Genomic DNA, 14,767 nt, shown 5'->3' on the forward strand with positions numbered 1-14,767 from the left:
GAAGCTCCGCTGCAGCACCAACCGAATCACCGACGTGGTGAAGGCCGTCCTCGTCCTTCACCACGCATCAGCGTGAGGTTGGAAAAGGTTCACTGGCGAACGTCGGTGTCGATGTTCACCCGGTGAACTCGACGTCGCTCACGCCCTGCTTGTAACCATCTGTGCTGAACGCATCGGCCGGTGACCTCGGCACTTCTGTGATCCACACGAGGACGAACCGCGTGCTCACGGGCTCCTTCGTCGTGAGAGTGGCCTTGGATCCCGTGGTATCCGTCTCGGCGATCTTCTCCATGGAGGTCAGGGGCGCCGACGTGGAGAGGGAATCGGCGGCGTACAGCGCGATCTTGGTGCGCTCACCGCTGAATTTGAGATCGATGGTCGCCGACGAGACCTTCTGACCTGCACCGATCTCGTACATGATGCCGACCCCCTGCTTGAACGGGGCCAGCCGGGGCCCGTCCACGAAGGTCTTGGACCTCCAGTAGGTCGAGGAATCGCCGTCATGGGTCAGCCCGACATCACCGGGGTCCTGTGCTTTCCCGTCCGGGGAGTACTCGACGGCGTTCTCGATGGGCAGCGGCTTCAGGGCCGCCCTCCCCTTGCCGTCATCGTTCGGCTCGGAGGGGCCCTGCGTGGGAACGGAGTCCTCCGCGTTGCCTCTCCGGTCGAGCAGGGCCTCCGCGAGCTGCCAGCTGCCGAGGCCCAGCGCGGCGATGAGGAGCGCCGAGACGGTCCACTTGAGCGCGCGGCCGGCACGGCTCTGCAGTGGAGCCGGAGGGGCCGCCATCACGGGCTGGGCGACAGCGGACGGGTGGGAGGACGGGCGCCCGTACGTGCCCTGCTGATAGGTCGTGCGCTGGTACGCGGGTGGCGCGGTGAACGTGGGTTCCGGAGGAAGGACGCGCGGCATGGCCGCGACGGCCTTGGCCAGCTCGTCCGGGGTCGTGCAGGGCGGTTCCTGCCGGGAAGCGGTGGCGCCGTCGTTGGCGAGTGCCCGCATGGCGAGCTCGGAGAGGCCGCGGTGGACGCCGGCGCGGACCTGGTCCGGGGCGATGAGCCCCATGCCCTTGGGGAGCCCGACGAGTCCGTGGGCATCGTTCCCGTACGGCCAGCGGTGGGTCAGTGCGGCGTACAGGAGGGCGCCGATGGCCTCGGTGTCCGTCCGCAGAGGGCGCTCCGCGGTGATGCCGCGCAGGGCGGCGTTCACGGCGAGGCCGCGGATGCGGTACTGCCCGGTGGAGCTGCGCAGGACCGCGCCGGGGGTGAGGCGCAGATGGGAGAGGCCCTCACGGTGGGCGGCGGCCATCGCCTGGGAGAGCTGGCTGACGAGCTGGTAGGCGTCGTGCGCCTCCATCGGCCCGGTGGCCAGCAGAGCGGTGAGCTCGGTGGCGTCCGGCAGCCATTCGTGGACCACGTAGACGAGGTCGTTCTCCTCGACGGCGTCCAGGACCTGGACGAACCGGGGGTCGCCGAGCAGGGCCGAGGAGCGGGCGGCGGCCAGCACCGAGCGGGCCCGCGGGTGGTCCGCCGGCAGCAGGTGCACGCCCACCGCCCGGCGGAGCTTCTCGTCGACAGCACGCCAGCTGCTGAACCCGTCCAGTCGGGTGACGCACTCCTCCAGGCGGTAGCGCCCGGCGAGTTTGTGACCGCTGTGCAGATCGGGTGACGCCGGAACGGCCTCGGTGCGCTTTTGCCCACCGTCCGTCTTCTCGGTGTCCTTGGGGCTCGCGCCCTCGGTTTCCTCGGCTTGCGCCGTCCCGTCGGTCGTGGCTTCGTCCGCCTTGGCGGTCAGCGGCTCGTCGCCGCTGTTGTCAGCCACGTCGACGGCAGCCGTGCTACGTTCCGCCACCGTCGTTCCTGCCTCCCCATCCGTTGCGCGATGCCAGCCAGCTCTGCACAGTCACGCCAATTGTGCCCACACTCCGGCGCTATGCACGACACGCGGAGTGCGGCGATGGTTGTGCGGGCGAGTGCTCATTCAGCGTCCGAGCCGTCCACGGACCATGCCCACCAGGCCGTTGACCTCTTCGATGCGCATCTTCTTCGCCGCGACGAAGAAGATGCCCAGGAGGAGGAAGCCACCACAGATCAACGCGGCCAGCGAGCCGAGAGCGCCGGTGCCGACAAGTTCCAGGATCCCGAACCCAGCGGCGCCGCCGACGAGGGCGGCGGGCACCGCGGCCATGCAGAGGCGGGCGTAGGTGCGCACGATGTGCGCGCCGTCCAGGTCGCCGCCCAGCCGGTTGCGCAGCCGGCGCCAGGCGACGCCGACGCCGACCGCGTAGGCCAGACCGTAGGAGAAGGCCATGCCGACGACGGCCCAGCGGGCCGGCAGGACGACGTAACAGAGTGCGGAGGCGGCAGCGTTGACGGCGGCCACGATGACCGTGTTGTAGAAGGGGGTGCGGGTGTCCTCGTAGGCGTAGAACCCGCGGAGGACGACGTACTGCACGGAGTACGGGATCAGGCCGAGCGCGAAGGCCATGAGGATGAAGCCCATGGAGCGGGCGGCCTCGATGCCGCTGGAGGCGTACAGCAGGGTGGCCATCGGCAGGCCGAGGGCGAGGAAGGCGAAGGCCACCGGCACGATGGCGACGGCCGAGTTGCGCAGCCCCTGCGAGATGTCGTCGCGGACCGCACCCGGGTCGTTGTCATGGGCGGCCCTGGAGATGCGGGGCAGCAGCGCGGCCATGACCGAGACGGTGATGATGGCCTGCGGCATGCCCCAGATCAGCTGGGCGTTGGAGTAGGCCAGGAATCCGGTGCCGTCGTGGCCCGAGGCCGCGCCGGCCGCCGTGGACAGCTGGGTGACCACCAGCACACCGGCCTGGTTGGCGAGCACGAAGAGCACGGTCCACTTGGCCAGCTTGATGGTCTTGCCGAGCCCGTGGCCCTTCCAGTCGAACCGGGGGCGGAAGCGGAAGCCCGTCTCGCGCAGGTAGGGGATCATCGCCAGGGACTGGACGACGAGGCCGAGCAGGGTGCCGATGCCGAGCAGTCGGACGCCTTCCGGCGGGATGGTGTCGACGCCCATCCGCGACTCACCGGATGTGCCGTAGACCCAGATGAACAGCCCGAACGTGATGATCATGACGATGTTGTTGAGGACCGGGGTCCACATCATCGCGCCGAACTTGCCGCGGGCGTTGAGGATCTGACCCATCACCACGTGCACGCCCATGAAGAAGATGGTCGGCAGGCAGTAGCGGGCGAAGGTGACGGCGACGCTGTTGGCGTCGCCGTTGTTCGCGATCGTGGGGGACAGCATGTGGATCAGCGCCGGCGCGGCGAAGACCGCGACGGCGACGATCGCGCCGAGCGTGACCATCACCAGGGTCAGCAGCCGGTTGGCGAAGGCCTCGCCGCCGTCCTCGTCGTTCTTCATGGCGCGGACGAGCTGGGGGACGAAGACCGAGTTGAGGCCGCCGCCGACGGTGAGGATGTAGATCATCGTCGGCAGGGTGTAGGCGATGGTGAAGCTGTCGCCGAGCAGTACGGCGCCGAGCGCGGCGGTGATCACCAGGGACCGCACGAACCCCGTGAGCCGGGAGACGAGCGTGCCGGCGGCCATGACCGCGCTGGACTTGAGGAGCCCGGAGACCTTGCCGCCGCCCTTGGCGGGCGCTGGTGCGGGAGCCGGTGCGGGCTGGGGCGGTACCGGGGGCTTCCCCGATCCCTCCTGGTCCCGGAAGAGGTGGGCGAAGGCGTCCGGTTCCTGCCGGTCGTCCGACGCCTGGGTGACGAGCGCGTCGACGCCGACGAACTGCGTGGTCGCCGGGCGGTCCCCGTACGGCAGGTGCCGCGAGGGCCCCGCCGGCTCGGGGGGCGGAGTCTGGGCCCAGACGCGCGGGTCGGGGGCGTACGGAGCGGCGGGCGGCTGCTGGTAGAGCGGGCCCGGCTCCTGGTAGGTGCCGGGAGGCGGCGGCGGGTGCGCGGCGCGGTCGTAGAGTGCCTCGCCCACCGGGTCCTGGGCGGCCAGGTCCTGCGCCCGGTAGGGGTCGTCCTCGTAGGCGTGCTGGAGGTACGGGTCCGGCGGCACGGAGCCGTCCTGGCCCGCGTCAGGAGGAACCGGAGGCCCGCCCGGAGACGCTGCTCCGCCCGCGCCCTGCCCGCGGTCACCGTCGTACGGCGCGTTCATCGAAACCCCTACCTCATCGTCCCCGGCCGACCGGCCACGACAGACATCGCTCAACGGTCCACTTTCTCACCCGTTCCCGACGGGGCCCCGCTTTCCGGACCGGTGTCCGGAGTCGGGTCACTCGGCTGCTCGGGTCCGTCGCCGTTGCCGTCCGCCGTGTCGCTTGCCACGGCGCGCTTGCGGTGGCTGTACATCCTGATGCCCGCCAGCACCAGGAGCAGCAGGCCGCCGGCGATGACGAGCAGCACGGTGGGCGTCACCTCGGAGACCTTCACGGTGAAGGTCATCTCCTCGCCGTACTGGGTGCCGTCCTCCGTGTACAGCCGGGCGGTCACCTGGGCGCGGCCGTTGGCGCTGGTCGCCGTGTCGAACTTCACCGACTGGCTGTGGCCGCCCGCGATGCTGACCGGCAGTTCGGCCATGCTCCCGTCGTCGTTGAACTTGAGCCTGATGTTGTCCGAGGTCAGCTGGAGAACCAGTCGGTCCACGCCCTGCACCAGCTTGTTCTGCACGGTGACCGGGATCGTCGCGCTGCGCCCGGAGAGGGTGACGTCGGACTTCTCGATGAGCTGCACTTCGGAGGTGAGGCTCTGCAGGTAGTCGCGGACCGCGTCCCGGTACTGCTGCGCCTCCAGGGACCGTCCGCGCCAGGACGTCGACATCGAGCGGTTGACGGCGTTGCCGAAGGGCGTCACCACGCGCTCGGGCTGCGTCAGGATCGTCTCGAAGCTGTCGAGCGAGCCCTGGGTGGTGCGGATGTCCTGGAACGCCTGCGTGGGCAGTTCCTGGGCTCGGAGCTTCTTCGGGTACGCGGAGGCCCGGGGGACCTGGGTGGTGGCCCGCGGGTCGGGCTTCACCTCGGCGGCGGCGACGAGGTCCAGGGGCTGCGTCCAGCGGTTGCCCGCCAGGCCCTCCAGCGCGCGGGCCATCGTCTGGGCCTGTGCGGCGGTGGGCATCCGCGGCGGGGCCACGACGATGCTGCGCTCGTTGTCCGGCGCCTGCTCGGTCAGCGCGAGGGTCTGGGCGAGGAACCTTTGGACCGCGCGGGTGGAGGAGCCCGCCCTCGACATGTCGCCGTCGAACAGGGTCGACAGCCGGGCGTCCGCGACGACCGCGGTGGTGCCTCCGCCGATCGGCCGCGCCGCGGTCGGCGTGTAGGGAAGTTCCGTGGCGGTCTCCCGGAAGCTGTCGCTGCGGGCGATCACGTTGTGGGCCCCCGCCGAGGTCGCCACATCGACGATGGACGAGTCCACGGCGCCGTTCACGGGCCAGGCGAAGTCGGTGGACGGCTTCACGTGGAGGATGGTCTCCACCGTGGTCGCGGCCACGGCGGAGGCGTTCTGCAGATGGCGGAGCGTTCCGGAGACGTTCTTGCCGCGGTGCGCGATGGAGGCCAGATCGGGGTCGGCGAAAGGCAGCGCGACCACCTTGCCGTCCTCCACCACCTTCTCCAGCGCGGTGAGCCACTGCTTGGCGACAGCCTGGTTCTTGCCGGGGACGGTCGTGTCACCCGACTCGACCTCGTACTTCCCGGCCATCGCGGCGACGCTCGCCAGGAGGTCCGGGTCGACGACCCAGGTCACGGGGAGCCGGCTGCCCAGGGAAACCAGCTGCTCCAGCCGGCCGCCGGGCGCCAGCTCCTCGGCCAGGTCGTCGTTGGTGAACACGGGGGTCTGCTGTTCGTCCGAGCGGGTCTCCGCCGTGACGTGCGGTGATGCGACCAGAGGCCAGAGGAAGGTGAGCTTCGTCCTGCTGTCGCTCGTCTCGGGCTGCCAGGGCAGGTACGAGCGCTCGATGCCCAGCACCTGCTCGTAAGGGGTGGTGGTGGTACGGCCGGAGACCGAGACGCCGAGCTGGTAGACGCCCGGGTCGTCCAGGCCGAGCTTGTCCACGGGCACGGTGAGCGTGAAGTCCTGGCTGATCCCCTTGGCGAGCTTGGGGAACTTCACCGTGTACTTGTCCCCGACGGTGGCCGGGTCGACGCCGGGAACGTAGGCGGAGCGCTTCGCGGCGTCGTCGACCTCTCCGCGGCCGGAGAGCCGGGGCCCGACCCGTAGATCGACCTCGGCGCTGCTGATCGTCTCCTTGCCCTTGTTGGTGAGCGTTCCGGAGACGGTCAGGGTGTCGTCCTCCGCGGGGACGCTCGGGGAGAGCGTGTTCAGGGACACATCGACCGTACGGGAGCCGGTGGGGGCCTTGACGGGCGCGGCGGCCGGGGTGGCACCGGCGGCCGGAACGGCCAGGAGACCGGCCAGCAGCGGCGCTCCGAGCACCGTCGAGGCCGTGCGCCGGAGCCACCGGCGGGCAGGAGAGGGACGAGTCCCCTGGAAGTCTGCCGCCTCGGCCACGCGTCTACCCGTCCCTCGTCGTCATCAGATGCTGTCGATCGTTCGGTCCTGCGTCCCCGCATGGTAACGAGGTGCGGCGGGCCGAAGTGCTGGGGTCCATTGCACATGATCGCGGGCATCCCGCAGGGTCCCCGTAAACGATGGCGCCGCGGCCGGTCCGTGCACGTACCCTTTTCTGTTGTGCCGAACGCCAACGAAGAGAACCCCAGTGCACTGAGCCAGGTGCAGCACCGCGCGGTGAGTGAGCTGCTGCGGGTGTCCCCGGTCGCCGACGACCTCGCCCGTCGATTCCAGGAGGCCGGATTCGGTCTCGCACTGGTCGGCGGATCGGTCCGCGACGCACTGCTGGGCCGGCTCGGGAACGACCTGGACTTCACCACCGATGCCCGCCCGGAGGACGTGCTCAAGATCGTCCGTCCCTGGGCCGACTCGGTGTGGGAGGTCGGGATCGCCTTCGGCACCGTCGGCTCCCAGAAGGACGGCTATCAGATCGAGGTCACGACCTACCGGTCCGAGGCCTACGACCGGACCTCGCGCAAGCCGGAGGTCTCCTACGGCGACTCCATCGAGGACGACCTCGTGCGCCGCGACTTCACGGTCAACGCGATGGCCGTGGCTCTGCCGCAGAAGGAGTTCGTCGATCCGTACGGAGGCCTGGAGGACCTCGCCGAGCGGGTGCTGCGTACTCCTGGCACGCCCGAGGCGTCCTTCTCCGACGACCCGCTGCGCATGCTGCGCGCGGCCCGCTTCGCCGCGCAGCTCGACTTCGAGGTCGCCCCCGACGTGGTCACCGCCATGACGGAGATGGCCGCGCGGATCGGCATCGTCTCCGCCGAGCGGGTCCGCGACGAACTCAACAAGCTGCTGCTCTCCCAGCATCCGCGCAAGGGCCTGGGGCTTCTGGTCGACACAGGACTGGCCGAGCAGGTGCTGCCCGAGCTCCCCGCTCTGCGCCTGGAGAGTGACGAGCATCACCGTCACAAGGACGTCTACGAGCACTCGCTGACCGTCCTGGAGCAGGCCATCGGCCTGGAGGAGGACGGGCCCGACCTCGTGCTGCGCCTGGCCGCGCTGCTCCATGACATCGGCAAGCCGAGGACCCGTCGCTTCGAGAAGGACGGCAGGGTCTCCTTCCACCACCACGAGGTGGTGGGCGCGAAGATGACGAAGAAGCGCATGACCGAGCTGAAGTACTCCAACGAGCTGGTCAAGGACGTGTCGAAACTGGTGGAGCTGCACCTGCGCTTCCACGGGTACGGCGATGGTGAGTGGACCGACTCCGCGGTGCGCCGGTACGTGCGCGACGCCGGTCCGCTGCTCGAACGCCTCCACAAGCTGACCCGGTCGGACTGCACGACCCGGAACAAGCGCAAGGCGAACGCGCTCTCCCGCACCTACGACGGGCTGGAGGAGCGCATCGCCCTGCTGCAGGAGCAGGAGGAGCTCGACTCGATCCGCCCCGATCTGGACGGCAACGAGATCATGCGGATCCTCGATGTCGGCCCCGGACCGGTGATCGGCAAGGCGTACGGCTTCCTGCTGGAGCTGCGCCTGGAGCACGGACCCATGGAGCGGGACACGGCGGTGGCGGCTCTCAAGGAGTGGTGGGCGCGGCAGGACTGAGCCCAGCGGCTGATGTTTCACGTGAAACATCAGCCGCTGGATGTGCCGAGGGGCGTTGTTTCACGTGAAACAACGCCCCTCGGCACAGCCGCGACCTGCTACCGGTAGGCGTCGGTGCGTCGTCGGCGGTACATCGTCACCGCGACCACCGCGTACAGCGCCGACACGACCGCCACGACAGCGACCGATCTGCCGTCCGGCGGGAGCATCAGTGCCGCCACCCCTGCGGCGCTCACGAACGCGACGTTGAAGAGCACGTCATAGAGCGAGAAGACCCGGCCGCGGAAGGAATCGTCGACCGAGGTCTGTACGACCGTGTCGGTCGCGATCTTCGACCCCTGGGTCACGACGCCGAGTACGAACGCGGCGATCAGCATCGGAGCGGGCGCGAAGGAGAGGCCCAGGGCGGGGACCAGGACCGCCGCCGCCCCGGCGCAGCCCACGATCCATCCGTACCGGCCGAGCTGCCCCACCGCCCACGGAGTGAGGACGGCGGCGACGAAGAACCCCGCACCGGAAGCCCCGACCGCCAGGCCGAGCAGGGCCAGACCGTCCGACTCGGTGTCCGACCACGCGTAGCGGCACAGCATGAGCACCATCACGGTGAGCGCGCCGTAACAGAAGCGGATCACGGTCATCGCGGCCAGTGCCCCGGCCGCGTGTCTCCGCTGCGCAAGATGGCGCAGCCCGGCGACGAGCCCGCGCGCGGTGACGGCCAGAGCGGCCCGCAGTCGCAGAGGGCTCCCGTCGTCGTCCGGCCCCAGCAGGGTGCGGGGCAGGCTCAGGGACGCCAGTGCGGAGAGCAGGTAGAGCATCGACCCCAGCAGCACGACGGCCGCGTCGGACTCGTCGGCGACCAGCCGTACGACGAAGGCGAGGCCGCCTCCGGCGGTGGCCGCCAGGGTGCCCGCGGTGGGGGACAGGGAGTTCGCGACGACGAGACGATCGGTGTCGACCACCCGGGGCAGGGCGGCGGAGAGACCAGCCAGCACGAAACGGTTGACGGCGGTGACGCAGAGGGCCGAGGCGTAGAAGAGCCAGTCGGGCACCGAGGCGAGAATCAGCAGGGCCGTGGAGCAGGCCAGGGCGGCCCGCAGGAGGTTCCCGTAGAGGAAGACCTGCCGTCGGGACCAGCGATCCAGCAGAACCCCTGCGAAGGGCCCGACCAGGGAGTAGGGCAGGAGAAGCACCGCCATCGCGGAAGCGATGGCGGCGGCCGACGTCTGCTTCTCGGGGGAGAAGACGACGTACGCGGCGAGGGCGACCTGGTAGACGCCGTCGGCGGACTGGGACAGCAGCCGCACGGTGAGCAGGCGGCGGAAGTTCCGCAGGCGCAGCAGCGTGCGCAGATCACGCGCGACAGACATGGCAGCAAGCGTCACACACGTCGGGGGTCCGCGGGCGGATTGCCCGGGGACCCCCGACGTGCGGCAGGAAGAGGTGAGCGTCTCCGCTCAGCGCTCCGATGAGGATGTCGGCAGAGAAGGCCGGTTCAGCTCTCGGTGTCGCCGTTGATGAACCGCTCGACGTTCTCGCGGGCCTCGTCGTCGAAGTACTGCACCGGCGGGCTCTTCATGAAGTAGCTCGAAGCCGACAGGATCGGGCCACCGATGCCGCGGTCCTTGGCGATCTTCGCCGCGCGGACGGCGTCGATGATGACACCGGCCGAGTTCGGGGAGTCCCACACCTCGAGCTTGTACTCCAGGTTCAGCGGAACGTCGCCGAACGCGCGGCCCTCGAGGCGCACGTAGGCCCACTTGCGGTCGTCCAGCCAGGCCACGTAGTCCGAGGGGCCGATGTGGACGTTGTCCGCACCGAGCTCACGGTCACGGATCTGCGAGGTGACGGCCTGCGTCTTGGAGATCTTCTTGGACTCCAGGCGCTCACGCTCGAGCATGTTCTTGAAGTCCATGTTGCCGCCGACGTTCAGCTGCATCGTGCGGTCCAGGATGACACCGCGGTCCTCGAAGAGCTTCGCCATCACGCGGTGCGTGATGGTGGCGCCCACCTGGGACTTGATGTCGTCGCCGACGATAGGGACACCGGCCTCGGTGAACTTGTCCGCCCACTCCTTGGTGCCCGCGATGAACACCGGGAGAGCGTTGACGAACGCGACCTTGGCGTCGATGGCGCACTGCGCGTAGAACTTCGCGGCGACCTCGGAACCGACGGGCAGGTAGCAGACGAGAACGTCGACCTGCTTGTCCTTGAGGATCCGGACGACGTCGACCGGGGCGTCCGCGGACTCCTCGATCGTCTCGCGGTAGTACTTGCCCAGGCCGTCGTGGGTGTGGCCGCGCTGGACGGTCACGCCCGTGTTCGGCACGTCCGCGATCTTGATGGTGTTGTTCTCGCTGGCTCCGATGGCGTCCGCGAGGTCGAGGCCGACCTTCTTCGCGTCGACGTCGAAGGCGGCGACGAACTCGACGTCGCTGACGTGGTACTCGCCGAACTGGACGTGCATCAGGCCGGGCACCTTGCCGGCCGGATCGGCGTCCTTGTAGTACTCGACGCCCTGCACCAGCGAGGCGGCGCAGTTGCCCACGCCTACGATGGCTACGCGAACCGAACCCATTCCGGTTGCTCCCTGTGTAATCGGTGTTTCCGATGAAGTCGCCGCGGAGTGCGATGACTTCACTTGGCGGTGTCGTCGGACGGATCCGGCCGGGTGTTGTCCCGATGCCGGGGCAGGCCGCCCGTCTCTCCAGGTGTGTCCTGCTGAGCAGAGCCCTCGGGCGAGGATCGTCGCCGATCCCGTCCCGACCGCTCGCTCTCGATGAGCTCGTTCAGCCAGCGCACTTCGCGCTCCACGGACTCCATGCCGTGCCGCTGCAGCTCAAGTGTGTAGTCGTCGAGTCGTTCACGGGTGCGGGCGAGAGAGGCGCGCATCTTCTCCAGGCGCTCCTCCAGCCGACTGCGCCGGCCTTCGAGCACCCGCATCCGCACCTCGCGTTCGGTCTGGCCGAAGAAGGCGAAGCGTGCTGCGAAGTGCTCGTCCTCCCAGGCGTCCGGACCGGTGTGCGAGAGCAGCTCCTCGAAGTGCTCCTTACCTTCTGCCGTCAAGCGGTAGACGATCTTCGCCCGGCGCCCCGTCAGCGAGGACGAGGAAGCGGCCGAGCGTCCGGCGACCGGCGCGGTGTCCGCCGGATCACCGGCGGGCTCCTCGATCAACCAGCCGCTGGCTACCAGCGTCTTGAGGCAGGGATAGAGCGTTCCGTAGCTGAACGCACGGAAGATTCCCAGCGAGGTGTTGAGGCGTTTGCGCAGCTCGTAGCCGTGCATCGGCGATTCGCGGAGCAGGCCGAGAACAGCGAACTCGAGGATGCCGGAGCGTCTGCTCACCGGTGCCTCCTCCTTCTTCCGCTGCTTCCGTCAGCACGGTCCACCGGAACCATCAGGTGTACTTATGCCGTGCCGATGTATCGACTCGATACATCAGCACGATAGATCGCTCCGACCTGTTCGACAAGGGTGACCTTCGTGAACGGCGTCACATCAGCAATTCCCAGGGTTCGACTTGCGTTGTTTGGGGTGAAGTTCGGCCCTAGGCGGGTTTTGACCGTGCGTAGTCTGTGCGGCATGCAGACCACCGGGAACCGCGAGGCGCTTTCGCGCGTCAGTCATCGCGGACTGCCGGATGTACTGCGGACGAGCCCTCCGCAGTGGCTTGTCCGTAATTCGGGGGGACCGGATCTCAACTGCCGCTTCCAGGCGCTCTCGCCTGCCCGAGGAGTAGTCGTTCCATGAGCGAGCACCGTCGCAAAACGCCTCAGCCACAAGGCGGCGGGCGTGCCGCGGCCAGACGAGCCGCCCAGCAGTCGACCGGACGCCGAGCAGTCCCGTCACGCAGAGCCACGTCGGCGTCACCTTCCGAATCGCCGTCCGAGTCGCACGGCGATGATCGCCAGTACGGCAGTCGCGCCGAGGCCCGCCGCGCGGCCCAGCGAGGCGGCCGACGCCGGGGCGCCGACGGCGGGGGCCAAGGCGCGGGCGGTGGTGGCCGACGCCGCGGTGGTGGTGGCGGTTCCGACGGCCCGGGGGGCCGGGGGCGCGACCACGGGGACCCCGGCAAGAAGCGCTTCATCGACTACCCGCGCCACGACAGGTACGGGTTCCGCCGCTGGGTGCCCTCGTGGAAGCTGATGTCGGGGCTTTGTCTGGGGTTCCTCGGCGTGATGATGGGCATCGGCGGCATCGCCTACGCGTTGGTGGTCCCACCGAAGCCCAATGAGACGGCCAAGGCTCAGAACAACGTCTACTACTGGGCCGACGGCACGCAGATGGTGGCGACCGGCGGTGAGGTCAACCGCCAGGTGCTCAAGTACGAGCAGATCCCGGAGGAGATGCGCAACGCCGTCATCTCGGCCGAGAACAAGAGCTTCGACACGGACAAGGGCATCGACCCGGTGGGTATCGGCCGTGCGCTGCTCAACATGGCCACGGGCGGTGAGACCCAGGGCGGCTCGACCATCACCCAGCAGTACGTGAAGAACTCCATGCTCACCCAGGACCAGACGCTCAAGCGGAAGTTCCAGGAGCTCTTCATCACGCTCAAGGTCGCCGGCGACGTGTCGAAGGAAGACGTGATGGCCGGCTACCTCAACGTCTCCTACTACGGACGTGGGGCCTCGGGGCTGCAGGCGGCGGCCCGCACCTACTACAACAAGGACGCCGACGAACTGGACGCGAGCGAGTGCGCCTTCCTGGCCACCCTGCTCAAGGGCGCGAGCTACTACGACCCCGCCGGCGCGATCGACATCGACAAGGACAACGCGACCCCGGAGAAGAACACCGAGCGGGCCAAGGACCGCTGGAAGTGGATCCTTGACGAGCAGGTCAAGGACGGGCGCATGACGGCGGAGGACCGCGCCAAGTACACGAAGTTCCCCATGCCGCTGCCGAAGAGGAAGGACGCCAAGCTGGGCGGCCAGACCGGCTACCTGGTGGAGCTCGCCAAGAAGTACTTCCTCGCCAACAACGACCGCGACATCGACGCCAAGAAGCTCGAACTGGGCGGCTACGAGATCCACACCACCTTCCAGAAGAAGAGGGTGCAGGAGCTCGAGGCGGCGGTGGACAAGGTCTACAAGGCCAAGATCCGGCCCAAGGACCGCCCCAAGACGGACACGCACGTCGAGTTCGGCGGTGCGTCCGTGGACGCGCGGACCGGCGCGATCATCGCCACGTACGGCGGCCAGGACGCCACCACGCACTACACGAACAACGCCGACGCCACCGGAGCCCAGGTCGGCTCGACGTGGAAGCCGTTCGTGCTGGCCGCAGCCATGCAGTACGGCGTGCGCAACCCGTCCGGCGGGCTGGAGCAGAGCAACACCGAGCGCACCCAGATCTCGCCGGAGAGCATCTACAACGGCGACGACGGCCTGCGGATCAGGGACTACACCGGCAAGATCTGGCTGAACGAGGACGACAAGGAATGGCGCCAGACCAACGACGGCAACTATGACTACGGCGAGATCGACCTGCGGACGGCCATGGAGAAGTCGGCCAACTCCCCGTTCGTGCAGCTCGGCATGGACGTCGGTACGGACAAGGTCAAGGACGTCGCCGTCGCCTCCGGTCTGAAGGACGACACCTTCATGGCGAACTCCACCGTTCCCTCGTTCTCCATCGGCACCTCGTCGCCCAGCGCCATCCGCATGGCGGGCTCCTACGCCACCTTCGCCACGAGTGGCCAGCAGAACGACACGTATTCGGTCACCGAGGTCAAGGAAGGGGGCGTGACCGTCTTCAAGCACGAGAAGAAGCCGAAGCGCGCCTTCAGCCCGGTCATCGCGGACAACGTGACGGACGTGCTCAAGAACGTCGTGGAGAACGGAACGGGTGAGCCCGCCCGCCTCGAGGGCCGTGAAGCCGCGGGCAAGACCGGTACGACGGACGGCAACCGGTCCGCCTGGTTCGTCGGGTACACCCCGCAGATCTCGACCGCCATCAGCATGTTCCGGTACGACGACGACGAGACGAACCAGAAGCGCGAGTTCCTGAAGATGTTCGGCACCGGGGGTGAGGAGAAGATCCATGGAAACTCGTTCCCGGCCTCCATCTGGCACGACTACATGACCAGTGCGATGAAGGGCAAGAAGGTCATCTCCTTCCCGGAGCCGAAGGACCTGGGCGACGTCGTGTGGGGCGGTGGCGCGGTCAGCCCCAGCCCGACGCCCAGTCCCACCCCGTCGCCGACACCCTCCGAGGAGGAGACGACGCCGACGCCGACGCCGACGCAGACCACTCCGACTCCGCCGACGCCGACGCCGACCAAGACCTGCGGCATCTTCGACCCGAACTGCCAGGAGGCCAACGGCGGGGCGAACGCCGGAGCTGACGGTGGGGGTGACAGCGGCGGAGCCGACGGTGGCGCCGACAGCGGTGGAGCTGACGGTGGCGCCGACAGCGGTGGAGCTGACGGTGGCGCCGACAGCGGTGGAGCCCAGGGAGCGAGCGGCAATCCGGGCGGAACCGGTTCGATCTGGGGCAACTCCGGATAGCCGGACGCCCCGGCCGGCCCCTCTCGGGCCCGTCCGGCACAGCGGAGAGGGCCGTCGTACCCACCCGGTACGGCGGCCCTCGCCGCGTTTCCGGCGGCGGCCTGCGGCAGCCCGGATCCGTGCCCGTGTCCCCCGGGCGGTCCTTGCCCCGG

General features: G+C 68.9%; 9 protein-coding genes. 2 read left to right on the top strand and 7 right to left on the bottom strand.

Annotated elements, in window-relative coordinates; all coding sequences use genetic code 11:
* Window positions 1-115: 115 nt before the first annotated feature.
* The 3 genes from ACIRJT_RS15395 to ACIRJT_RS15405 all read right to left on the bottom strand — a co-directional run bounded on the left by ACIRJT_RS15395 (window position 116) and on the right by ACIRJT_RS15405 (window position 6,486).
* Window positions 116-1,849: a serine/threonine protein kinase gene (locus ACIRJT_RS15395; RefSeq protein WP_403908985.1), complete on the bottom strand. Its 1,734-nt coding sequence runs from the start codon at window positions 1,847-1,849 to the stop codon at window positions 116-118.
* Between the two features lie 129 nt (window positions 1,850-1,978).
* Complete coding sequence (gene murJ, locus ACIRJT_RS15400; protein ID WP_403908988.1) at window positions 1,979-4,138, bottom strand: murein biosynthesis integral membrane protein MurJ; 2,160 nt, start codon at window positions 4,136-4,138, stop codon at window positions 1,979-1,981.
* Between the two features lie 50 nt (window positions 4,139-4,188).
* Window positions 4,189-6,486, bottom strand: a complete 2,298-nt coding sequence (locus tag ACIRJT_RS15405) for a DUF6049 family protein (protein ID WP_403908991.1) — start codon at window positions 6,484-6,486, stop codon at window positions 4,189-4,191.
* Window positions 6,487-6,666: 180 nt separating this feature from the next.
* On the opposite strand from ACIRJT_RS15405, the gene ACIRJT_RS15410 reads away from it, so the two are divergent.
* Window positions 6,667-8,109 (top strand): CCA tRNA nucleotidyltransferase, encoded by a 1,443-nt coding sequence (locus ACIRJT_RS15410; protein WP_403908994.1) that lies wholly within the window; start codon window positions 6,667-6,669, stop codon window positions 8,107-8,109.
* A 98-nt stretch (window positions 8,110-8,207) separates the two neighbouring features.
* On the opposite strand, the gene ACIRJT_RS15415 is transcribed toward ACIRJT_RS15410, so the two are convergent.
* The 4 genes from ACIRJT_RS15415 to ACIRJT_RS15430 all read right to left on the bottom strand — a co-directional run bounded on the left by ACIRJT_RS15415 (window position 8,208) and on the right by ACIRJT_RS15430 (window position 12,167).
* Window positions 8,208-9,476: an MFS transporter gene (locus tag ACIRJT_RS15415; RefSeq protein WP_403908997.1), complete on the bottom strand. Its 1,269-nt coding sequence runs from the start codon at window positions 9,474-9,476 to the stop codon at window positions 8,208-8,210.
* A gap of 125 nt (window positions 9,477-9,601) precedes the next feature.
* Entirely contained in the window at window positions 9,602-10,684 is a 1,083-nt protein-coding gene (locus tag ACIRJT_RS15420) for an inositol-3-phosphate synthase (RefSeq protein WP_403909000.1), read from the bottom strand.
* Window positions 10,685-10,743: 59 nt separating this feature from the next.
* Window positions 10,744-11,451, bottom strand: coding sequence for a helix-turn-helix transcriptional regulator (locus ACIRJT_RS15425; protein ID WP_403909003.1), 708 nt, complete (start codon window positions 11,449-11,451; stop codon window positions 10,744-10,746).
* Window positions 11,452-11,972: 521 nt separating this feature from the next.
* The gene (locus ACIRJT_RS15430) at window positions 11,973-12,167 is read right to left on the bottom strand and encodes a hypothetical protein (protein ID WP_403909006.1); all 195 of its coding nucleotides are present in this window, start codon (window positions 12,165-12,167) and stop codon (window positions 11,973-11,975) included.
* 84 nt (window positions 12,168-12,251) lie between these two features.
* On the opposite strand from ACIRJT_RS15430, the gene ACIRJT_RS15435 reads away from it, so the two are divergent.
* The gene (locus ACIRJT_RS15435; protein ID WP_403909009.1) at window positions 12,252-14,615 is read left to right on the top strand and encodes a transglycosylase domain-containing protein; all 2,364 of its coding nucleotides are present in this window, start codon (window positions 12,252-12,254) and stop codon (window positions 14,613-14,615) included.
* Window positions 14,616-14,767 lie beyond the last annotated feature (152 nt).

The organism is Streptomyces sp. NPDC102283 (assembly GCF_044766265.1).
Taxonomy (GTDB): domain Bacteria; phylum Actinomycetota; class Actinomycetes; order Streptomycetales; family Streptomycetaceae; genus Streptomyces.